The organism is Candidatus Enterococcus willemsii (assembly GCF_009933335.1).
In the GTDB taxonomy this organism is placed as follows: domain Bacteria; phylum Bacillota; class Bacilli; order Lactobacillales; family Enterococcaceae; genus Enterococcus_F; species Enterococcus_F willemsii.
Window position 1 is genome coordinate 248,308 of sequence record NZ_MAEL01000054.1, and the last position, 21,077, is coordinate 269,384.

At 36.6% G+C, this 21,077-nt stretch carries 21 protein-coding genes and 1 other annotated feature; of the genes, 17 read left to right on the forward strand and 4 right to left on the reverse strand.

Annotated elements, in window-relative coordinates; all coding sequences use genetic code 11:
- The first annotated feature begins 16 nt into the window (after positions 1-16).
- The 6 genes from nusG (at position 17) to sdaAA (ending at position 7,307) form a co-directional block, all read left to right on the forward strand.
- The gene (gene nusG / locus BAU17_RS12280) at positions 17-562 is read left to right on the forward strand and encodes a transcription termination/antitermination protein NusG (RefSeq protein ID WP_161903116.1); all 546 of its coding nucleotides are present in this window, start codon (positions 17-19) and stop codon (positions 560-562) included.
- 88 nt (positions 563-650) lie between these two features.
- Positions 651-2,924, forward strand: a complete 2,274-nt coding sequence (locus tag BAU17_RS12285; protein WP_161903117.1) for a helix-turn-helix domain-containing protein — start codon at positions 651-653, stop codon at positions 2,922-2,924.
- 146 nt (positions 2,925-3,070) lie between these two features.
- Positions 3,071-4,279, forward strand: a complete 1,209-nt coding sequence (locus tag BAU17_RS12290) for an MFS transporter (protein WP_237579124.1) — start codon at positions 3,071-3,073, stop codon at positions 4,277-4,279.
- 2 nt (positions 4,280-4,281) lie between these two features.
- The gene (locus BAU17_RS12295; protein WP_161903204.1) at positions 4,282-5,712 is read left to right on the forward strand and encodes an amidohydrolase; all 1,431 of its coding nucleotides are present in this window, start codon (positions 4,282-4,284) and stop codon (positions 5,710-5,712) included.
- Between the two features lie 44 nt (positions 5,713-5,756).
- Positions 5,757-6,422, forward strand: coding sequence for an L-serine ammonia-lyase, iron-sulfur-dependent subunit beta (gene sdaAB / locus BAU17_RS12300; RefSeq protein ID WP_161903118.1), 666 nt, complete (start codon positions 5,757-5,759; stop codon positions 6,420-6,422).
- Between the two features lie 12 nt (positions 6,423-6,434).
- On the forward strand, positions 6,435-7,307 hold the full coding sequence (sdaAA, locus tag BAU17_RS12305; RefSeq protein WP_161903119.1) for an L-serine ammonia-lyase, iron-sulfur-dependent, subunit alpha: 873 nt from the start codon (positions 6,435-6,437) through the stop codon (positions 7,305-7,307).
- An 85-nt stretch (positions 7,308-7,392) separates the two neighbouring features.
- Here the strand turns inward: sdaAA and BAU17_RS12310 are convergent, their stop codons facing one another.
- Positions 7,393-8,235: an alpha/beta fold hydrolase gene (locus tag BAU17_RS12310; RefSeq protein ID WP_161903120.1), complete on the reverse strand. Its 843-nt coding sequence runs from the start codon at positions 8,233-8,235 to the stop codon at positions 7,393-7,395.
- A 145-nt stretch (positions 8,236-8,380) separates the two neighbouring features.
- Here BAU17_RS12310 and BAU17_RS12315 point away from each other — a divergent pair, with 145 nt between their 5' ends.
- The 9 genes from BAU17_RS12315 (at position 8,381) to rplL (ending at position 15,898) form a co-directional block, all read left to right on the forward strand.
- Positions 8,381-9,403, forward strand: a complete 1,023-nt coding sequence (locus BAU17_RS12315) for a LacI family DNA-binding transcriptional regulator (RefSeq protein WP_161903121.1) — start codon at positions 8,381-8,383, stop codon at positions 9,401-9,403.
- Between the two features lie 203 nt (positions 9,404-9,606).
- Positions 9,607-10,521, forward strand: a complete 915-nt coding sequence (gene rihC / locus BAU17_RS12320) for a ribonucleoside hydrolase RihC (protein WP_161903122.1) — start codon at positions 9,607-9,609, stop codon at positions 10,519-10,521.
- Positions 10,522-10,533: 12 nt separating this feature from the next.
- Positions 10,534-11,907, forward strand: coding sequence for a C4-dicarboxylate transporter DcuC (dcuC, locus tag BAU17_RS12325; protein WP_161903123.1), 1,374 nt, complete (start codon positions 10,534-10,536; stop codon positions 11,905-11,907).
- Positions 11,908-11,974: 67 nt separating this feature from the next.
- Positions 11,975-12,481, forward strand: a complete 507-nt coding sequence (locus tag BAU17_RS12330) for a GNAT family N-acetyltransferase (protein ID WP_161903124.1) — start codon at positions 11,975-11,977, stop codon at positions 12,479-12,481.
- Positions 12,456-13,361, forward strand: coding sequence for a ribokinase (locus BAU17_RS12335; protein ID WP_161903125.1), 906 nt, complete (start codon positions 12,456-12,458; stop codon positions 13,359-13,361). The genes BAU17_RS12330 and BAU17_RS12335 overlap by 26 nt, the downstream gene beginning before the upstream one ends.
- A 145-nt stretch (positions 13,362-13,506) precedes the next feature.
- The gene (gene rplK, locus BAU17_RS12340; protein ID WP_161903126.1) at positions 13,507-13,929 is read left to right on the forward strand and encodes a 50S ribosomal protein L11; all 423 of its coding nucleotides are present in this window, start codon (positions 13,507-13,509) and stop codon (positions 13,927-13,929) included.
- A 110-nt stretch (positions 13,930-14,039) separates the two neighbouring features.
- On the forward strand, positions 14,040-14,729 hold the full coding sequence (gene rplA / locus BAU17_RS12345; protein WP_161903127.1) for a 50S ribosomal protein L1: 690 nt from the start codon (positions 14,040-14,042) through the stop codon (positions 14,727-14,729).
- A 64-nt stretch (positions 14,730-14,793) separates the two neighbouring features.
- Positions 14,794-14,919 (forward strand) — a sequence feature (ribosomal protein L10 leader region).
- Positions 14,920-14,964: 45 nt separating this feature from the next.
- Complete coding sequence (gene rplJ, locus BAU17_RS12350; protein WP_161903128.1) at positions 14,965-15,465, forward strand: 50S ribosomal protein L10; 501 nt, start codon at positions 14,965-14,967, stop codon at positions 15,463-15,465.
- Between the two features lie 64 nt (positions 15,466-15,529).
- A complete protein-coding gene (rplL, locus tag BAU17_RS12355) occupies positions 15,530-15,898 on the forward strand; it encodes a 50S ribosomal protein L7/L12 (RefSeq protein ID WP_161903129.1) in 369 nt (122 codons plus the stop codon).
- A 76-nt stretch (positions 15,899-15,974) separates the two neighbouring features.
- On the opposite strand, the gene BAU17_RS12360 is transcribed toward rplL, so the two are convergent.
- Genes BAU17_RS12360 through BAU17_RS12370 form a run of 3 tightly spaced genes read right to left on the reverse strand, consistent with a single transcriptional unit; the run spans position 15,975 to position 19,240 of the window.
- Positions 15,975-17,156, reverse strand: a complete 1,182-nt coding sequence (locus tag BAU17_RS12360; protein ID WP_161903130.1) for an ABC transporter permease — start codon at positions 17,154-17,156, stop codon at positions 15,975-15,977.
- A complete protein-coding gene (locus tag BAU17_RS12365; RefSeq protein ID WP_161903131.1) occupies positions 17,143-18,273 on the reverse strand; it encodes an ABC transporter permease in 1,131 nt (376 codons plus the stop codon). Before BAU17_RS12365 ends, BAU17_RS12360 begins: the two co-directional genes overlap by 14 nt.
- A 34-nt stretch (positions 18,274-18,307) precedes the next feature.
- Positions 18,308-19,240 (reverse strand): ABC transporter ATP-binding protein, encoded by a 933-nt coding sequence (locus BAU17_RS12370; protein WP_161903132.1) that lies wholly within the window; start codon positions 19,238-19,240, stop codon positions 18,308-18,310.
- 354 nt (positions 19,241-19,594) lie between these two features.
- Here BAU17_RS12370 and BAU17_RS12375 point away from each other — a divergent pair, with 354 nt between their 5' ends.
- Entirely contained in the window at positions 19,595-20,449 is an 855-nt protein-coding gene (locus BAU17_RS12375; RefSeq protein ID WP_161903133.1) for a sensor histidine kinase, read from the forward strand.
- Entirely contained in the window at positions 20,446-21,066 is a 621-nt protein-coding gene (locus BAU17_RS12380) for a response regulator transcription factor (protein WP_161903134.1), read from the forward strand. The genes BAU17_RS12375 and BAU17_RS12380 overlap by 4 nt, the downstream gene beginning before the upstream one ends.
- The last annotated feature ends 11 nt before the right edge of the window (positions 21,067-21,077 follow it).

Here is a 21,077-nt window from a genome sequence, read left to right on the forward strand (position 1 = left end):
ATAGGAAGTTAATAACATGGAGTCATTTGAAAAAAGTTGGTACGTACTACACACATATTCAGGTTATGAAAACCGAGTAAAAGCAAATATTGAATCACGTGCACAAAGTATGGGAATGGGTGATTTTATTTTCCGCGTCGTTGTTCCTGAAGAAACAGAAACAGAAGTGAAAAACGGAAAAGAAAAAGAAATCGTGCATAAAACATTCCCTGGTTATGTATTAGTAGAAATGACAATGACTGATGAATCATGGTATGTGGTTCGTAATACACCAGGTGTAACTGGCTTCGTTGGTTCTCACGGCGCTGGAAGTAAACCAGCACCACTTTTACAAGAAGAAATCAATTCTATTTTACGTTCATTAGGTATGAGTACTCGTACAGTAGAATTAGAGGTTGAAGTCGGCGAAACAGTGAAAATCATTGAAGGTGCGTTTTCTGGTTTAGAAGGACACGTGACAGAAGTAGATTTAGAGAAAGAAAAACTGAAAGTAAATATCAACATGTTTGGTCGCGAAACAAGTACCGAGTTAGACTTCGAGCAAGTCGATAAAATTGATTAATTTTAAAGAGCAAAGTTATCTTTGCTCTTTTTTTATGGTCTGAATTTCGCTATGATGAAAGAAAAAAGCTGAAAGTAGATGAAAAACAGTGAGAGGTATATTTCCGTTTACATTAAAATTAGTTAAAGGGCAATACTGGATTGTTAAAAAAGAGGACACTATTAAAGTGCTACTGGGATTACAGGGGAAAATGACAATTCGTAAAGAGGGCATCACTTATACTATGTGTGCAGAAGATTTACTCATTATTAATGCTTTTGAGAGTTGCGAGATTTCTTTTCAAGGGGAAGAATCTTTACTAGTGATTCTTGAAATTCAACGCAAAGAAATTGAGCGACAACTAGGAATCCAGTGGGCACCATTATTTATTTGTAACACAATGGCTTCTGCGCACCTGAATTATCAAGAACGGCAATTTACGAAAGTCCGTACCCAACTGATGGCATTAGTCAGTACCTATTTTAATCCTGAAGGGAACCAAGAATTTGCCATCTATGAAAAATTCTTTACGCTATTAACCTATTTGCGAAATCAATTTCAGCAAGAAAATCAGCCCATGAAAGAAATCGTCAATCCCGATATTCAAGCGATTCTAGAGACTGTCGAGCGGGATTATACACAACCTTTATCCTTAGAGCAGTTAGCAAAAGATTCTTACTTATCTTATAATTATTTATCGAAAAAATTTAAAGATGAAGTAGGAGAAACTTTCCGAGAATATGTTAAGAAAGTACGCTTGCAACATGCAGCGAACGAATTACGCTACAGTGAGACATCCGTATTGAAAATTGCTTTAAATAATGGCTTTTCAAGTAGTAAATCATTTCATAAATCATTTAAAATTCGTTATGGCATGACACCGAAACAATTTCGAATGCAAAAGCATCACATGGAGCCATCGACCGTCACAGAACAATGGCAGGTATTAGACCAAGAAACCACCATAGACGTGTTAGCAAAACATTTAATTGAAAATGAACGCGATGAGTTTGATATAAAAAAAGAACGACAATATCGTTTTTCTTTACAAGACAAGCCACAGCCCCTAAGACAGCCAAAACGGATTTTGAATATTGGCAAAGCGACAAACTGGTTGAAAGCAGAATGCCAAGCAGATTTAAAGGAAGCTTTAAGTGAATTAGCTTTTGATTTTATACGGGTAAATGGTTTTTGTTACGAAAAGAGAGAGGGGTATCTCACATTATTTTCGGATCATCAACAGAATAATTTGCTGTTTGAATTTATCGTTAGACAAAAAAAGACACCTTTGATTGTCTTTGAATTACCTGCTGTAGAAAAAGACATTGCCTCTTGGTATCAACAGCAAGTTGTCTTTATTCGCCAGTTATTAAAAAAATTCGGGCAACAAGAAGTGGCTAATTGGCATTTTGAATGGCATGCAACGTGTTGTCCTGACAAAAATTTTGAGTGGTTTACCCGTTTTTATCAAGAGCTTCAACTTTATGTGCCACAGGCAAAGATAGGTGTGTATGTCGGTAGTCTATCTTTTCATGACAACTATCAATTGGTGGAAAATTTTTTGCATAAACTTACTTTGGCATCTTTACCACTTACTTTTTTCAGCTACAAATCGAACCCAACAGCAGGAGCACTTTTGGACAGTGATGAACAACTATCTATCCAAGAGTATCAGATGCATCATTTTCAACTGCTCCAAGAATTGTTGAACAAATATGACTTATCTGGAGAGATTTACATTACTGATTGGGATACTTTAGTGGGTGAAGGGGAAGTTTTTGCGGGAACGTTCTTTCGTGTAGCCTTATTTATCAAAGAATGGTTTAGTTTGTCAACAAAAGTTGATGGTATTGCTGTATGGTTGAATAGCGAATCCTATTATCCAAGCGAGCAAGGAAATAGTCTATCCTTGTATCTCGTTTGTTCGTTGAAACGGCCAGTTTATTTAGCGCTTCAATTATTAGATAAAATGTCAGGTCAAGTGATTTACCAAAATGAACAAGTTTGTGTTTGCAGGCAAGGAGACGAAGTAAACATCTTGTTAACTAATCCTTCGTATATCAATCCAAGCATGTCGATTAATGCCAACTATTTACAATATCAAGTAGTTGAGCTTCTCTTAACCATGCAATCGATCAAACCAATGACCTATGTCGTTAAACGTTATTCCTTGGATAAAGACCATGGAGGAATTTATAATGATTGGCTTCGTTTGGGGGGATTATCCGAGATAGATGCAGAGATGATGGATTATTTGAAAAAGAAAATTATGCTTCATTTTGAAGTTGAAGTGAAAGAAATGACGGAAGAATCTGTTATTAAAGAAGCGCTATCCTTCAATGCTTGCCGACTATTAATCGTTAAGCCGTTACTACTTAGTTAAAAAGTAACGGCATTTTTTACGTTGTGATTTGTTGTGAATAAATCAACGTATCAAATATGACTCAAAAGCATAAAAAAGTATCTGTATGTATGAATGCGCTTTCTGTAAGATGACGATAGAAGAATAGAAATGGAGGAAATAAAACAATGGAACTAGAAAAAACGATGGACCCAGTGATAGAAAAGAAAAGCAATTTAGGAATTGTTTTGGCACTAATGGCAGGCTATTCGATGGTTTATATGGACAAGAGCATGATTTCCACGGCTGTTATCCCGATAGCACAGGAATTTAATTTGGATGCCGGTCAAACAGGTTTAATTATGTCTTTTTTCTTCTTAGGTTATTCATTAATGCAAATACCCGGTGGATGGTTAGCAGATAAAATTGGTGCCAAAAAAGTCTTGATGCTTTCTTTAGGAATCATTTCATTATTTTCATTTGCTTTTGGCATGGTGAGTAGTTTAATGTTGTTTGTGGTTATTCGCTTTTTTGCAGGAATTGGACATGGTGGGTATCCTCCTAGTGTAACCAAAGCTGTTGCAAGTAATTTCCAGTTAGATAAACGAACATTTATTCAATCGATTATTTTATCAACTTCTGGAATTGGTGGGATTTTAGCGTTTACTTTGGGAACGAATTTAATCAATGCACAGTGGCGATATGGTTACATCGGTTTGGGATTGCTTTTCCTTATTTCGATGATTTTAGTCGCAATTTTTGTCCCCAAAGATGCAGCAAGTGATGCATCTGTCAGTGCTAAGAAAATCCCATTTTCTCAAGTGATTTCTAATCGAAATGTGCTTGTTTTATTTGTAGCGATGTTATTATTAAATTTTTTACTTTATGGTAATATGTCTTGGTTGCCGACTGTTTTAGCCCAAAAATTTGGTTTGTCAATTACCCATATCGGGTATTTATTAGCGTTTAATGCAGTTTTTCAAACAGTGGCAACAATGTTTGCGGGTGTCTTATTGTCTAAATTATTTTTAGGAAAAGAAAAAATATTTATTTTAACTGCGACTGTTTTATCAGCCATTTTAGTGGTAGGATTTGTGTTGTCGACGAATTTGGTTTTCTCAATGATTGCGCTCATCTTGGTAAGTATGATTTCTGTTAGTGCGTTTACAGCAATTTTTACACTGCCGCATAAGTTGATGGATCAATCGATTATTGGTTCTTCAATTGGGATTATCAATACAGGTGGTACATTAGGTGGCTTTTTAGCGCCGTTAATTTTAGGACAACTGATTAAAGTCGGTGGTGGTTCATTCACCATGTCCTTTGGATTTATGGCAGTAGCAAGTATTTTATGTGGATTAACAGTCGTCTTTGGACTGAAAAAAGGAGCAGAATAATGATGGAAGCAAAAGAAAGAATTATTGAATTAATTGAAGCGAAGAAACAAAAATTTATCGATGCAGCAGATAAAATTTGGGCAACTCCAGAAACAAGATTTGCTGTTGAAAAGTCCGTGCAACCATTTTATGATGTCTTGGAAGAAGAAGGCTTTTCAATTGAAAAAGGGTTAGCGAACATGGAGCATTGTTTTGTAGCAACTTATGGTGCAGGAAAACCTGTCATTGGTATTTTGGCTGAATATGATGCTTTAGGTAATTTAAGTCAAGTAGCTGATTTAGGTGAACCCAAAGCAGAAGTGCAAGGTGGTAATGGTCATGGGTGTGGTCATAACTTATTAGGAACTGGCGCATTAGCTGGCGCTGTTGGCATCAAAGATTATATGGCAGAAAATCAATTAAATGGTACAATTAAACTCTTTGGTTGTCCTGCGGAAGAAAGTGGCTACGGAAAAGCGTTCATGGCTAGAGATGGTTTATTTGATGATGTTGATGTCGCATTATCTTGGCATCCGATGGATATCAGTGGGGCTTGGGCAGTAAGTAGCTTAGCTGTCTATCAAATTTATTATAACTTTAAAGGGGTATCTGCTCATGCAGCAGCAGCGCCAGAACACGGACGTAGTGCTTTAGATGCGGCAGAGTTAATGAATATTGGTGTACAATTTTTACGTGAGCATATCATCGATGAAGGACGCGTGCATTATGCCTTTATGGATGCTGGTGGGGAATCAGCAAACGTTGTTCAACCAACAGCTAGTTTATATTATTTCATTCGTGCACCGAAAATTGAACAAGCGCATGAGATTTATCAACGAGTGAATAAAATTGCCCAAGGTGCAGCGTTGATGACCGAGACGGAACTAGAAATGGTTTTTGATTCCGCTTGTTACAATTACTTGCCAAATCATGCTGTGACTCGTGTGATGCAAGAAAATTTAGAGCAATATGGCTCATTGGATTTAACCAAAGAAGATCAAGCTTATGCTAAACGATATTATGATACCTTACCAGAACCAACGAAAGAATCACTTGTTGCACGAGCAAAAGCCATGGATCCTGATTTATCAGAGGAAGAAGCTGAGCGTTTAGGCACATTACCAGTGAGCGAACAAATTCAACCATTAGTTTTTTCAGAAGCAACATCTGGTTCCACTGATGTGGGAGATGTCAGCTGGGTTTGTCCGACAGCACAAGTTTTTCTTGGATGTGAGCCTCAAGGCACGCCACCGCATTCTTGGCAATGGGTTGCTAATGGTAAATCTTCGGTTGCGCATAAAGGGTTACTTGCAGCAGGTAAAGTCATTGCGACAACGGCATATGACCTATTCACAAAACCGGAGCTAGTGGAACAAGCTAAAAAAGAACACAAACAAACAGTCGGAAGCAAAGGATACCAGTCAGCTATTCCAGCGGAAGTTGTCCCTCGTTAATTAAATGTCTGACTTAATTTCAATGAGATGTATGAGGTGGAAAAATGGAACAATTAAAATATCGCAGTGTATTTGATATTATCGGACCAGTTATGGTTGGTCCGAGTAGCTCACATACTGCCGGAGCGGCTCGAATTGGTAAAGTAGTCCGTAAAATTTTTGGAGAACAACCAGATACGGTCGACATTTATTTATATGAATCCTTTGCAAAAACTTATCGGGGCCATGGGACAGATATTGCCTTGGTTGGAGGTTTATTAGGAATGGAGCCTGATGATCCACAATTAGCAGATTCATTGAAAATTGCCCATGAGCGTGGTATGGAAGTTTTATTTGTACCTAAACAAGAAAAAGCGGAACATCCAAATATGGTGCAGTTGAAGATTACAAAAGGGACCCGTAAATTAACCGTAACAGGAAAATCCATCGGTGGAGGAAACATTCAAATTTCCGAATTGAATGGCTTTAAACTTTCGCTTTCTCTAGGTGTACCAACCTTTATCGTGGTTCATCAAGATGTCCCAGGAATGATTGCCAAAGTTAGTCAATTATTATCAGAAGCAGCAGTGAATATTGGCACTATGACTGTAACTCGTGAGTCAAAAGGGGAAAAAGCAATCATGATTATTGAAGTGGATGAACGGAATGAGGAAATCTTAGAACAAATTCGTGCATTGCCACATATTTTCAGTGCCTCATATTTTGGATAAAGGAGTAAAAAGATGTTTTTTTCAATAGCAGAACTCGTAGAACAAGCAAAAAGCTATGATTCAGTAGCGGAATTAATGATTGCGACAGAAATTGAATTGACTGGACGGACACGTGAACAAATCATTGAATTAATGGCACGCAATTTACAGGTGATGGAACGTTCAGTAGATGAAGGTGTGGCTGGTGTGACTTCTGTGACAGGGCTGACCGGTGGCGATGCTCCGAAGATGAACGATTACCTTGCGTCAGGGGATTTTTTAAGTGGAGAGACAATTTTGATGGCAGTTCGCAATGCGATTGCGGTCAATGAAGTCAACGCCAATATGGGCTTGATTTGTGCGACACCAACAGCTGGTAGTGCAGGCGTTGTTCCAGGTGTATTGATGGCTTGCCGTGAACGTTTAAATCTGACACATGCCCAACAATTAGATTTCTTATTTACTGCTGGTGCATTTGGCTTGGTGATGGCCAATAATGCATCTATATCTGGAGCAGAAGGTGGTTGTCAAGCGGAAGTCGGTTCAGCAAGTGCAATGGCTGCAGCGGCATTGGTTGCGACAAAAGGTGGGAATGCTCATCAATCTGCTCAAGCAGTGGCTATTACACTCAAAAATATGATGGGCTTGATTTGTGACCCAGTTGCTGGTTTAGTTGAAGTTCCTTGTGTGAAGCGAAATGCGTTAGGTTCTTCGCAAGCTTTTATTTCAGCAGATATGGCATTAGCAGGAATTGAAAGTGTCATTCCACCAGATGAAGTGGTCGAGGCGATGTATCAAGTAGGCCGTCAAATGCCTGCGACTTTCCGTGAAACAGCAGAAGGTGGATTAGCTGTTACACCAACTGCCAAACGCTTAACAAAAGAAATCTTAGAAAAGCAGTCTTAAAACAAAGCGTATAAATACAAACAAGCGGCAAGTTGCTAACACTTGCCGCTTGTTTATATGATGAAGTGATTATCACTCATAGTTTTCATTTATCCCATAAAAATGCTTGTAATAAGGCATCCACTTCTTCATTTTCATGAAGTTGACTATGTTGTGCATTGGTCTTGATAATATGGCTAGATACATGGTAATTATTTTCTTGTAACAGATGATAAATTGACAAGCCACTTGATATAGGTACTATCCCATCATTTACTTCTTCGGTACTCAATTGCCCCACCAATAATTGTATCTCACATTTTGGAGCAGTAGGAAGCGTTGTTGCATAATCATTGTAACGTGCTGAAAATTCTGTAGGTCCATTTGCAAGTAATTCATCAATGGATTGTGTTTGAGAAGTATCGATAAACTCATTAAACGGTGCCCCAATTGCGGAAAATTTGTTTACTTGAGGTAATGAATCATCTGCGCCATAGGTCCCTAAATAACGGAGACTGCTTGCACCACCCATGGAATGGCCGACTAAATGAACATTTTTGATAGCATAAGTGTCATGTAAATAGGCTAGTGTTGCTCGAATCCATGCCGCTTGATTCCACTCGTGACTTTCATTGTCTTCAAATAATACTTGAATCATGGGGTTGTTTGCTTGCCCACTTAATTGACCATCGGCTTGGATGCTTCCATCGCTTTTCACAGTGATGGTCATTTCTTTTTTCGCTAAGTCATTTTTTTCCATACGCTCAATCAAGGTGCCAAACGTTTGAGGTCCACCTGAATAGCCATGGATAAATAAAGTTGGAATTGATGATTTCTTGATAATTTCAGCGGTGGAAGACGTTGTTGTTTCACTGATTGTTGTAGTCGTTTCTGCCTTGTGTCCACAACCGACCAGAATAAATAATAATAGAAAGAATATTTTTTTCATAAGACACCTCTTTGTAGGTAGTATAAGTTTTTAACATGAAAAAGAAAAGAATCGTGATTGATAAATCAGTGAGGCGTAATGTACATCTATTTCATTTTCAAGTATGATATGGGTAATTAAACTAAATAGATTTAGGAGTAAACAAATGAAAGTTAGAATGAAAGATATTGCTAAACTAGCGAACGTCTCAGAAGCCACTGTTTCTTTAGTCCTCAATGATAAGCCTTCAAGAATTTCAGAAAGTAAAAAAGTAGAAATAAAAAAAATTGCTGCTGAATTAAATTATATTCCGAATATTGCAGCTCAAAGTCTAGCTAAACGCAAAACAAACACAATCGGTATTGTTATACCAGATATCGAAAATCCTTTTTTTGCAAAATTGAGTAAAGAGATTGAAAAACAATTGAGAGAAATTGGTTATTTAACGATATTAACTAATAGTAATGATGGATTTGAAAACGAAAAAGCGCTTATTTCTACATTATTAAATCGGGGAGTCGATGGCTTAATTTTAGCTTTATCTAATCAAGCATTTCACGATACGAATGAATTGCAACAATTTTTGTTGAATATTCCAATTCCTTTTGTGTTAGTTGATCGTCCGTTACATAATAAAACAATCAGTCAAGTATATTTCGATAGTTTTAATGGTGCTTACTTACTGACAAAGGAGCTACTTGAACGAGGCCATCAGAGAATTGTCTGCATGATTGGTGATAATCATGTGCCTAATGCGCAAAGTAAAATTGCAGGTATGCAAAAAGCATTTGCCGAATATAACGTATCTTTTGCTAAACATGATATTGTGGAAATTGGCTATACATTTGAAGATGGCTATCATAAATCCGATGCGTATTTACTAAATAAAGAAATGACAGCAATTTCTGCTACCAACGATATGGTTGCCCTAGGAATTATGAAACGTGCCAAAGAATTAGCGATAAATATACCTAATGATAAATCATTAATCGGATACGATAAATTAGCAATTATTGAAATGGTTGACATTGAACTATCATCTGTTAATCAAGACACGAAAAAATTAGCAATAAATACAACTTGTTTACTGGAGAAATTATTACAAAATAATCACCCCGAACAAATTATTCTTAATCCCGAATTAGTATTGAAAAAAAGTATTCGAGCGATTGGAAAGACTGAAGTATAACCATTAGATAAGGACCACATTAGCATTTATTCTGGTTATGTGGTCCTTTATTTAATAATTCTTCTAAAAATAGTTGACATCACAAAAAGAAAGCGTTATTATGTTTTGTATAAAGATAAAGCGCTTAACCTAAAGACTTCCTATTAAGGGAGTCTAAAAAAATATCTTTTGATAAAGCGCTTAATCAAAAAGGAGGAAATAAAATGAGTAAAAAAAGAGCGGTCATTATTGACACAGATCCAGGAATTGATGATGCAGTTGCTTTAGCCATTGCATTAAATCACGAGGAGCTAGATGTAAAGTTACTAACCACTGTTGCCGGAAATGTAAGCGTAGCCAAAACAACTGACAATACTTTAAAGTTACTGTCTTTTTTTGAAAAAGAGATTCCAGTTGCTGAGGGCAGCGCTCATCCGCTAATTAATGAGTTTGAAGATTCTGCAGACATACATGGAGAAAGCGGCATGGATGGATATGACTTTCCAAAACCTACTCGACAAATTGAAACTGTACATGCAGTTGAGGCAATGCGCCGTACGATATTAGAAAGTAAAGAACCAATCACTCTAGTTCCGATTGCTGCATTAACTAACATAGCTTTACTTTTTGCTATGTATCCCGAAGTGAAAGCCAATATTGAAGAAATTGTGTTAATGGGTGGCACGATGTCTAGAGGGAATACAAATACTAGTGCAGAATTTAATATTTACGTTGATCCACATGCTGCAAAAATGGTATTTCAATCAGGCGTACCAATTGTCATGGTGGGAACAGATGTAACTAGCGTAGCCGTTCTGACAAATCAAGAAACAGAAAAAATTAAAACTTTAGGAAAAGTCGGTGAAATGTTTTATGCCATGTTTAAACATTATCGCGGAGGCAGTTTAAAAACTGGCTTAAAAATGCACGATGTTTGTGCAATCGCCTATCTCGTAGCCCCACAATTATTTGAAACACAAGCAACATATGTTGAGATTGCAACAGAAGGACCCGCTGCAGGAGCCACAGTCGCAGATTTAAAAATGAAATATCATGATGAAAAAAATGCCACAGTTTGTGTAGAAGTTGATGTAGATGGATTTAGAAATTGGGTTATTAATGAGTTAAGCAAAATTTAAGGAGGAAATGAAATGGTTGAAGCATTTTTAGTATTGATTGTCTTAACTGCAGTTGCGTATTTGATTATCAAAAATTATCATCCAGCACTTAGCTTAATTGTAGGTGCTTTGGTGTTGTTATTATTTGCTGTATTGCTAGGATATCCGATTTATCCTGACGGAGAAGGTACAGGTTTACGATTCTTTGATATATTCTTGAAATTCAAAGATACTATTATTTCGCAAGTAAGTTCTGCTGGTATTGTTATTATGATTTTATTTGGTTATTCCGGGTATATGAATGTGATTGGAGCAAATAAAGTCGCAGTTAATATATTGGTACGACCACTGTTGAAGATAAAGAATAAATTATTATTCGTACCCTTGGTTTTCTTAATTGGAAATTTAATGTCCTTAGTGATTCCTAGTGCATCCAGTTTAGCAATTATTTTGATGGCTATTTTATATCCGATGTTGGCAAGCGCAGGTGTTTCATCATTAAGTGCTGCTGGAGTAATTGCAATGACTGCAACAATTATGCCCACACCATTAGGGGCAGACAATGTGATAGCTGCTGAAACATTAGGTTATGATTTATTGAATTATGTGATGTGGAATGCGAAAGTTTCTATTCCTGTCCTATTGATTATTGCGGTTACACAATTCTTTTGGCAACAGTACTGTGATAAAAAGGAAGGTGCTGCAGCTTTTGTAGACGTAGAAGAAATCGAAACAGCAGAGGAAGAAGAGCAACATGCACCTAGTTTTTATGCGATTCTTCCATTATTGCCTTTGATTTTAATTTTAGTTGTAGGAATTCTAGGATTCATTTATGAAAATATTCAAATGGATATTTTTGTATTAACATTTATTTCTTTCTTTATCGCAGTTATTATTGAAGCCTTTCGCCATAAATCTTATAAAAAGATTCAAGACTCTGCCTCAGAAATGTTTAAAGGAATGGGACAAGGTTTTAGTCAAGTCGTGATGTTAGTTGTCGGAGGTTCACTATTTACTACCGCTATCCAAACGATGGGAATCATAGATACGATCATGGAATCTGTTCAATCTTCTAGTTCAGCAGGGATTGTTACATCATTAATTTTTAGTGGTGCTACGACATTGTTTGGTATCTTAAGTGGCGGTGGTTTAGCAATGTTCTATGCAGTCGTTGAGTTAATTCCAAATATCGCTGAAAAAGCTGGAATTGATGGTATTTTAATTGCTCTACCCATGCAAATGATTGCTAATTTAGCTCGAACTATTTCGCCAGTAGCGGCAGTCGTGATGATTGTTGCTTCGAGTATTAAAGTTAGTCCTATTCGTATATTAAAAAGAACAAGTGTACCTACAATAGTTGGCATTTTAGCCGTAATTATTTTATCTATCGTGCTATTACCCTATTAGCAGATACCGCTAGGACAGGTATTTACTTGTTCTAGCTTCTTTTTATGAAAGAGTTGAGGTGGATGGAATGATGTTTCGTATTTGCGTACAGAAAGATTTAGCTGAAATTGTTGTATTGTTTAATCAAGCGAAGAGACATATGGTTCGACAAGGAATATATCAATGGACGAGCGAATACCCGAACGAACAATTAATTAAAGAAGATATTCACGAAAAAAGGCTCTACAAATTAGTAGAAAATGATAAAATTGTAAATGTAGTGACTTTAGAAATCAACCAAGCAGAAAACTTGGCATGGATGAAGCGATTTGTGACGATACCAGAGAAAGAGAGCACTGGTTTAGCCAGTGTTATGCTGGAAAATATTTATCGAATGATGAAGGAGAGGAAGCTTTCTTTTTTATATGCTTCGACAAATCATACGAATAAAAATATGCGGTATTTTTTTGAAAAGCATTGTTTTCATTTTGTGGCAAGTTACGTTCCTGAAAATAGAAGTGAATTTGGAGAGTTTTTAATTTATAAAAAACAAATGGATGTGAGAAATAATGACGAAAGTTTTAACTCTAGGTAGTTTAAATATGGACATGGTGATGACAACGAAGCAGATGCCTACAGTAGGTGAAACGATTTTAGGAGAAACAATTGATTACTTCCTTGGGGGAAAGGGAGCCAATCAAGCTGTGGCAGCATCTAGAATAGGTGTGCCAACGAAGCTTATTGGAAAGATTGGGATGGATACATTTGGTGAAAAAATCAAGCAACATTTAGGGAATGAAACAATTGATTTAGCCGGTGTAATTTGTGATGATACTGTATTTACAGGTGTAGCATCCATTTTTAAATTACCGCAAGATAATGCGATTGTTGTGTTGCCAGGTGCCAATAGTTTATTAACAGCACAAGAGCTTTCTGCGAAAGATTTTCAAGAGGGCGTGTTACTTACACAATTAGAAATCCCAATTGAAACAGTCTTGCAAGGTTTACAATTAGCGAAAAAGAATCAGATGCAGACTATTTTAAATCCAGCACCTTATCATCGAAGCGTTCCAACTTTATTACCGTGGGTAGATATTATTACCCCAAATGAGACAGAATTTGCTGATATGGTAGGAAAAAAAATACAAACGGCAAGTGAATTAGAGACTGAAATGCTGAATTGGGTACGAGAACATCAAACGCAATTAATTGTGACACGTGGTGCAGAAGGTGTGTCATATGTTGAAAAGCATCAATTAATTACAGTCCGTGCGCCAAAAGCAACTGTAGTGGATACCACTGGGGCGGGGGATACTTTTAATGGTGTTTTAGCTGCTAAATTAGCACAAGGGATGGCATTTGCCGAAGCAGTAGAGTGGGCCACAACTGGTGCATCGCTAGCTGTTGAAAAATTAGGTGCACAAACCGGTATGCCTAGTGATACACAAATACGAGAAAAAATGAAAGAAAAATGAAAGAAAAAACACTTGAAAATTTTTTTGATTCTGATATACTATTCGAGTGTGCATGAAATCTTGTATTTTGTGTGCGCTGAAACAAGTGGGAGGAGAAATTTTGATCTCCAATTAACCACATCACGGACTCAAGGAGGTATGTCTCGTGGCAAAAAAAGTAGAAAAAATCGTTAAATTGCAAATTCCTGCAGGTAAAGCAACACCAGCACCACCAGTAGGTCCTGCATTAGGTCAAGCAGGCGTAAACATTATGGGATTCACAAAAGAATTCAACGCTCGCACAGCAGACCAAGCAGGTTTAATCATTCCGGTTGTTATTTCTGTATACGAAGACCGTTCATTCACATTCGTTACAAAAACACCACCAGCAGCAGTATTATTGAAAAAAGCTGCAAAAATTGACAAAGGTTCAGGTGAACCAAACAAAACTAAAGTTGCATCAGTTACTAGCGATCAAATTAAAGAAATCGCTGAGTTGAAAATGGAAGACCTAAACGCAGCTGACGTTGAAGCAGCTATGCGCATGGTTGAAGGAACTGCACGAAGCATGGGAATCACTGTAGGTTAATTCTTACACTGAAACCTAAGGAAGTAGCTTCTCAGTTGGCTCTATATTGAAAGATATAGAACACGTGGGAGGTTCTACCGTTATAACCACATCAAGGAGGAAACACAAAAATGGCTAAAAAAAGCAAAAAAATGCAAGAAGCATTAAAAAAAGTTGATGCTACTAAAGCTTATTCAGTTGAAGAAGCAGTAGTATTAGCAAAAGACACAAATATTGCAAAATTCGATGCAACTGTTGAAGTTGCTTACCGTCTAAATGTAGACCCTAAAAAAGCGGATCAACAAATCCGTGGTGCAGTGGTACTACCAAACGGAACTGGTAAAACTCAAAAAGTTTTAGTATTTGCTAAAGGCGAAAAAGCAAAAGAAGCAGAAGCTGCTGGCGCTGATTACGTAGGCGAAGCTGACTTAGCTCAAAAAATTCAAGGTGGCTGGTTCGACTTTGACGTTGTAGTAGCAACACCTGATATGATGGCTGAAGTTGGTAAACTAGGACGCGTTTTAGGACCTAAAGGATTAATGCCTAACCCTAAAACTGGTACTGTTACAATGGACGTTACAAAAGCAGTTAACGAAGTAAAAGCTGGTAAAGTAACTTACCGTGTTGACCGTAACGGAAACATCCATGTTCCAATCGGTAAAGTATCATTCGACAACGAAAAACTTGTTGAAAACTTTAAAACTATCCATGATGTATTAGTGAAAGCTAAACCATCAGCAGCTAAAGGAACTTACATGAAAAACATTACAGTGACTACTACTTTTGGCCCTGGTGTACATGTAGATTCAGCTTCTTTCTAATTAATTTTAGAAATTAAACAAAAATTGTTGACTCAAACACCTTTCCTATGGTAAGGTGTTTGAGGTTAAATAATTAACTGTACCGAAGACAGTAGGTGACGAAAGTCATAATTCCTACCGAGGACATCTATTGAGAAACTTCAATTGTCCCTCTATGTCTACGGTGGCATAGAGTTTTTTTATGTCTTTTGACAAGAAGAACTCTTCCATCAAAACCAGGAGGTGAATTTTAATAATGAGTGAAGCAGCTATCGCTAAAAAAGCAGCGATTGTTGAAGAAGTGAGTGAAAAATTCAAAGCAGCGGCATCTGTAGTAGTTGTAGACTACCGTGGATTAACTGTTGATGAAGTAACTCGTTTACGTAAACAATTGCGTGATGCAAACGTAGAAATGAAAGTTATCAAAAACTCTATTCTTTCACGTGCAGCTGAAGCAGCTGGTTTAGAAGGAATGGGTGAAGTATTCACTGGTCCTACAGCCGTGGCTTTCAGTAATGATGATGTAATCGCACCTGCGAAAATCATCGATGAATTTGCTAAAGAAGCAAAAGCATTAGAAATCAAAGGCGGTATCATCGAAGGCAAAGTATCTTCATTGGAAGAAATCATTGCTTTGGCAAAACTACCAAACCGCGAAGGTCTTCTATCTATGCTTTTATCTGTACTACAAGCGCCAGTCCGCAACGTGGCTTACGCTATCAATGCAGTTGCAGAAAAAGACGAAGAAGTAGCTTAATTGCCGCATGATACAACGTTAATAAATAAAAAAATAAACTTACCTATAATGGAGGAAAACAATAATGGCATTGAACATTGAAAACATTGTCGAAGAGCTAAAAGGCGCGACAATCTTAGAATTAAACGACTTAGTTAAAGCTATCGAAGAAGAATTTGGCGTATCTGCTGCTGCACCTGTAGCTGTAGCTGCTGCTGGCGCTGGTGACTCTGCTGATGAACAAACTGAATTCACAGTTGAATTAACTTCTGCTGGCGATTCAAAAGTTAAAGTTATCAAAGCAGTTCGTGAAGCAACTGGCTTAGGCTTGAAAGAAGCTAAAGCTGTAGTTGATGGCGCTCCTGCACCAGTTAAAGAAGGTATCTCTAAAGAAGATGCTGAAGCGTTAAAAGCTGCTTTAGAAGAAGTTGGCGCTTCTGTAACTGTAAAATAATCTTATTTAAAAATATAAAAACTGGAAGACCTATTCAAAGGTTTTCCAGTTTTTTTTGTGTTAAATGGACTGAATGTTATCTAGCAGTTCGTTTGGATTTATTTAAAATAGCTGAGCCACGTTCTCTTAAATTGATAAATTGAATAATCATGAACGCAAGCGCAAAAGCTATTAATATAAATAAATTTAAGCCCAATGTGTTATAAAACGAGCGAGTATACATTGTTTGCTGAGCAATTAAATGATTGTTTTGTACAAACCAGTACGTTGGTGTGAACGCAGCAATTTTGTTGACAATATCAGGTAAAATTTCTGATGGAACAAAAACACCACTAATAAAACAGCTACCTAAAATAAAGACGTTATTAATCCCACTAATGGTATCGGCACTTTTAATGAGACTTGTAATCATGGTTGAAAAAGTGACCATTGTTAAAAAGAAGGTAAGAATATTTAGGATAAAGAGACTGAGTACTTGCATATCAGTGATTTTTGAAAAATAAAGAACAAATATACTGAACATCAATGTAACTAAAATCGCATAGCTCAAATTAGCAAGAGAAATACGCCGGTTTAATTTGCGACGAGAAATTGGTGAACAGTTATTTCTGAATTTAATTGGTATTCGATTAAATGCACCGTTCACTAATGCGTATGCGGAAAAAATAGTTGAGAAGAGACCATAAGCTAGCAAATTAATAAAGCTAGCAGCAATCGTTTGGTTATTCTTTTGGTTGTAAGCCGCATCAAGTTGGAACTGTTGTTTGTTTTGAAATGTTTCCGTTGTTTGTGCGATCAACTCTGATTGACTCAACGAAGGTTGTGCATCTTGATAAAGTAAATACGTATTTAAAAATTGATTAATTGTTGAATCAACTAAGACTTTTGAAAAAGTGTCAGGCCGTGTTTTAGCTGTTAATTTAGGCATTTCTCCACCTTCCAATTGTTCGGTAAAAGTAGCTGGAATAGTTAGAATATATGCAACTTCTCCGAAATACAACGCATCATCGATGGCTTCATCTGAAGTATCGCTCAATGTGACAAGTTGCTGTTCTTCTGCCAAATAGTCTTCTAATCCTTGCACGACAGTCGAATCGTCATCTGAAAGAACAGCAATCTTTGTGTTTTGGGCTGCGGATTGTTCTTCTCGGATATTTCCTGACTGAGTCAAGGTGATAAATGCTGTGATAGCTACGCCAATTAACAGTGGCGTTTTATTTGTTTGTAATAATTTTAGCACCGTTTTATAAATGGTCATAGGAAACTCTCCTTTCGAAATAGATATTCACTAAGAAGAACAAAACAGTGAAGCTTGTTAGCCAGATAAAATTGATATAAAACGCATGAAGAGACTGATAATAGTAAAGTTGGTAGAAGCTTTCACTGATTAGATTAACAATATTGAGTCGTCCTAATAAAGGGAGATTCGTACTAATCCAGTATTTTAAACTTTCCGTCCCCATCATACCTGCTAAAAAACTTAAGACCATGGTTAAGGTGGTCCCAATACTAATTTTTTGTTCAAAGGTTAGCTTAGATGAAATATTTCCAAGCAATGTACCAAAAGATAGGGCACTTAATACACCAACAGCAATTAACAGAAGCAACCACTGCCAATGACTCCCAAATTCAACACCATAAATAAAGTGGAAAGTTGCAACGACAATCAGGGTTTGTGCATAAAACAAAACAAAGCTAGCCAACAAATTTGCGAGAGAAACTATAAACTTATTGCGTGGAGATAAGCAGACACGAATACCATTTGCAGATTGATTCGCTTGCTGATCATTTGTATTTCCTAAACCCCAAAGCAAGCCATTCATAATGGTCATTCCTAATAAGGTAAAGAAGTAAAAATTACTTTTATTGGTATTTTTTTGTTCTTGATCCACAACAAATTGTTGATTTATGGAGAGACGTTGCATGATTTCTTCAGGGGGAATTCCTGCTGCTAATAAAATTTCTACTTTATTTTGCTCTGCTAAATACTGATTCAAAAATTCCAATAGAATAGCTTGGGGGATTTCATTTCTACCGACAAATAATTCAATGTCCCCTTCAGAAAATTCATAGTATCCAACAATCGTATCATTCGCCAGTGCTTGTTTAGCATCTGTTTTAGTTAAATGTTGGACTTCAAATAATTCTGTTTCCTCGGATTTTAATTCAGATAAGATTGCTTCAAATTCTTCACTATTTTCTTCATTAGCGACAATTCCTACTTTTGAACTTTCTAGATAGTCGACCCTATCAAGATTGCTAAACGCAGCAGTAAATAATAATCCTAAAAGAATTGGAAATGCCATGGTCCAAAAAATTAACGACAAATTTTTTATAAGTATATTTAAACGATAATAAAATAAATGCCAAAACATAAAAGAACCTCCTTTTAATCAGTTTCCATTGCGATTAGTCACGCAATTCTTTGCCAGTAATCTCTAAAAAGACATCATTCAAAGTGACTTCTTGTGTATGTAAATTTGCATACACAATGTTTTCTTGCATCAAATAATTTAAGATGGCGAGCAACGTATCTTTTGTATTGTCAAGATGGAGCGTTAATATTAAGTGATTATAGTCAATTCCTTGAACTCCTGGGATTGTTTGTAACTGTTTTTGGTGCTCTGCGGAGAGTTCAGGAACTTCAAGTAGCAATTTTTCTCCCGTTCGAATCATATTTTTTAGTTCCTCTTTCGTCCCTTCGGCAATGACTTGACCTTGGTCTATGATGACAATTTTATCGCATAAAATCTCAATTTCCTCCATATAATGAGTGGTGTAAACAATGGTTGCACCTTGTTGATTCAACTCTTTAATACTATTCAAAATTTTGTTACGACTTTGTGGGTCAACAGCAACTGTGGGCTCATCTAAAAAAATTAATTCTGGTTTATGCGAAATACCACAGGCGATATTTAACCGTCGTTTCAAGCCGCCACTTAATTGATTTGGGTGAAATTTTCGGAATTTCTCTAGCCCGACAAGTTCGATAACTTCTTCGACATATTGTTTCCGTGTTTTTTTATCATTTACATACAATCCGCAATAATAATCGATGTTTTCTACGACGGTTAATTCTTCAAATACAGCAATATCTTGAGGAACAATCCCAATTCTACGTTTAATATCAAATCGTGTAGGCGACATTTTCTCACCAAATAATTTAACTGTTCCGCGATCATACGTTAATAAAGATAACATGCAGTGAATGGCGGTCGATTTTCCACTACCATTAGGGCCTAATAAGCCCAAAATAGTTCCTTCTTCAACCGTTAAGTTAAAATGATTTAAGGCTAGAACTTCTTTATAACGTTTTACTAAATTTTCAATTTCAATCATCATAAGAAAAACTCCTTTTCTTTTTATTCTTATTTTGACTATAATGGAATTAAGTGATTGTCGGTAGTGCTTATTTTCTAAAAGCGACATGACAAATGTCATAAGTGAAAGGAGAGACCAGTGGAAAAACATCATTTTCTAGGGACATATTTATTTTTGCAGATAGTTAGTTTTTTACTTTTGTTGCAGAAGCCTTTTCGTCCAGAATTTGTTCTAGTGATATTACTGAGTTTGATTTTACTATTCCCAACATTATTCATTAAGAAGAGACTTGGACAGGTTTTGACATTAGTCATCTTTTATATAGTCAGCTTTTATTTTCCTCATTTAAGTTATTTTTTACCGGGTGTGTGGTATATGGTCAATCGTAAGGAATTATTGCCGATTCATTGGATTGTGGTAGGTTCTTTGGCAATCATTTGTTTTGATGTATCTATTTTAAATTGTTTCTTTTTGATTTTCCTCGTTCTCTTTGGGTATTATCTAAGTAATCTTCGTTTGACACACATACGATTATCGCAAGACTTTTTAGCGTTGAAAGATGACAGTTGGGAAAAAGAGCAACGTTTACGTAGGCAACATGAAGAAGTGATTGAGTCACAGGAAGCAGTGCTGAAATTGGAAATTGCGGAGGAGCGGAATCGAATTGCTCGTGATATTCATGACAATGTAGGGCATTTGCTATCAAGTGCAATTATTCAGCTAGGAGCATTGGAAGTGGTTAATAAAGCAGAGGAGCTTCAACAACCGCTCTATCAATTGAAGGAAACTGTGCATACTGGTATGGATAAAATTCGTGAAAGCGTCCATGATCTTCATCAAGAGTCACTTCAATTTCATGAAGGTTTAGCAATGATACTAGGCGATTTTCACTTTTGTCCGATAAAAGTGCAAGGAGATTTATCGCAGCATTTGAATAACGAGCAAAGTAGAATTTTATTGATGATTATCAAGGAATGCTTGTCTAATGTGATGCGACATAGCAATGCGACAGAAGTGATTATCGAACAAACAGAATTACCTGCTTTTTATCGTTGCCGTATCTTAGATAATGGGACCGTGTTCAAAGAAGGAACCGGTCTGGGGCTATTTAGTATGCGACAACGAATAGACGAAATTGGGGGACAACTTCATATAAATGCAACGGATAAAGGATTTGTTGTGTCAGTTATTTTACCTAAAAATAAAAAAAGAGCGGAGGGGAATTCATGATTCAAGTGATTGTAGTCGATGATGACCGCTTAGTAACCGAGTCGTTGCGAACAATTTTGGAAATAGGTGCTGAAATTGAGGTTCTTGCAGTGGGCCATTCTGCAGACGAGGCAGTCGAATTATTCACGCGTTTTCAGCCAGATGTGTTATTAATGGATATTCGAATGGGGAATCAAACTGGTATTGATGCAGCAAAAGCAATTTTCACTAAATATCCACAAGCGGCAATTTTATTGCTGACAACTTTTTCAGATGAAGAATATATCCGTGAAGCACTACAAATCGGTGTAAAAGGGTATTTAATCAAACAAAATTTAGCAGATATTATTCCAGCAATTAAAGCAGTAGCTAAGGGTCAATCAGTTTTTGGGAATGAAGTCGCTGATAAGCTCTCGACTATTTTAACCACGGCACCAAAGAAAATTCCTATTAAACTCACCAATCGTGAAACAGAAATTCTTGAACAAATTGCTGAAGGTAAAAACAATAAAGAGATTGCCGAAGCGTTGTTTTTAAGTGAAGGAACGGTTCGTAATTATATTAGTCAGTTGCTTGATAAATTAGACGTTCGTGACCGTACACAATTAGCCATTTATTATTATAAAAATAGTGAATAACAAGGACCACA

What these genes read in the sequence shown, in the direction of transcription:
- rihC (WP_161903122.1), top strand. Translation starts at nt 9,607, where the DNA reads ATGAGTAAAAAAAGAGCGGTCATTATTGACACAGATCCAGGAATTGAT.
- rplA (WP_161903127.1), top strand. Translation starts at nt 14,040, where the DNA reads ATGGCTAAAAAAAGCAAAAAAATGCAAGAAGCATTAAAAAAAGTTGAT.
- BAU17_RS12310 (WP_161903120.1), bottom strand. Translation starts at nt 8,235, where the DNA reads ATGAAAAAAATATTCTTTCTATTATTATTTATTCTGGTCGGTTGTGGA.
- rplJ (WP_161903128.1), top strand. Translation starts at nt 14,965, where the DNA reads ATGAGTGAAGCAGCTATCGCTAAAAAAGCAGCGATTGTTGAAGAAGTG.
- sdaAB (WP_161903118.1), top strand. Translation starts at nt 5,757, where the DNA reads ATGGAACAATTAAAATATCGCAGTGTATTTGATATTATCGGACCAGTT.
- BAU17_RS12315 (WP_161903121.1), top strand. Translation starts at nt 8,381, where the DNA reads ATGAAAGTTAGAATGAAAGATATTGCTAAACTAGCGAACGTCTCAGAA.
- BAU17_RS12375 (WP_161903133.1), top strand. Translation starts at nt 19,595, where the DNA reads ATGGTCAATCGTAAGGAATTATTGCCGATTCATTGGATTGTGGTAGGT.
- dcuC (WP_161903123.1), top strand. Translation starts at nt 10,534, where the DNA reads ATGGTTGAAGCATTTTTAGTATTGATTGTCTTAACTGCAGTTGCGTAT.
- BAU17_RS12295 (WP_161903204.1), top strand. Translation starts at nt 4,282, where the DNA reads ATGGAAGCAAAAGAAAGAATTATTGAATTAATTGAAGCGAAGAAACAA.
- sdaAA (WP_161903119.1), top strand. Translation starts at nt 6,435, where the DNA reads ATGTTTTTTTCAATAGCAGAACTCGTAGAACAAGCAAAAAGCTATGAT.
- BAU17_RS12290 (WP_237579124.1), top strand. Translation starts at nt 3,071, where the DNA reads ATGGAACTAGAAAAAACGATGGACCCAGTGATAGAAAAGAAAAGCAAT.
- BAU17_RS12365 (WP_161903131.1), bottom strand. Translation starts at nt 18,273, where the DNA reads ATGTTTTGGCATTTATTTTATTATCGTTTAAATATACTTATAAAAAAT.
- BAU17_RS12330 (WP_161903124.1), top strand. Translation starts at nt 11,975, where the DNA reads ATGATGTTTCGTATTTGCGTACAGAAAGATTTAGCTGAAATTGTTGTA.
- rplL (WP_161903129.1), top strand. Translation starts at nt 15,530, where the DNA reads ATGGCATTGAACATTGAAAACATTGTCGAAGAGCTAAAAGGCGCGACA.
- BAU17_RS12380 (WP_161903134.1), top strand. Translation starts at nt 20,446, where the DNA reads ATGATTCAAGTGATTGTAGTCGATGATGACCGCTTAGTAACCGAGTCG.
- BAU17_RS12335 (WP_161903125.1), top strand. Translation starts at nt 12,456, where the DNA reads ATGACGAAAGTTTTAACTCTAGGTAGTTTAAATATGGACATGGTGATG.
- nusG (WP_161903116.1), top strand. Translation starts at nt 17, where the DNA reads ATGGAGTCATTTGAAAAAAGTTGGTACGTACTACACACATATTCAGGT.
- BAU17_RS12370 (WP_161903132.1), bottom strand. Translation starts at nt 19,240, where the DNA reads ATGATGATTGAAATTGAAAATTTAGTAAAACGTTATAAAGAAGTTCTA.
- BAU17_RS12360 (WP_161903130.1), bottom strand. Translation starts at nt 17,156, where the DNA reads ATGACCATTTATAAAACGGTGCTAAAATTATTACAAACAAATAAAACG.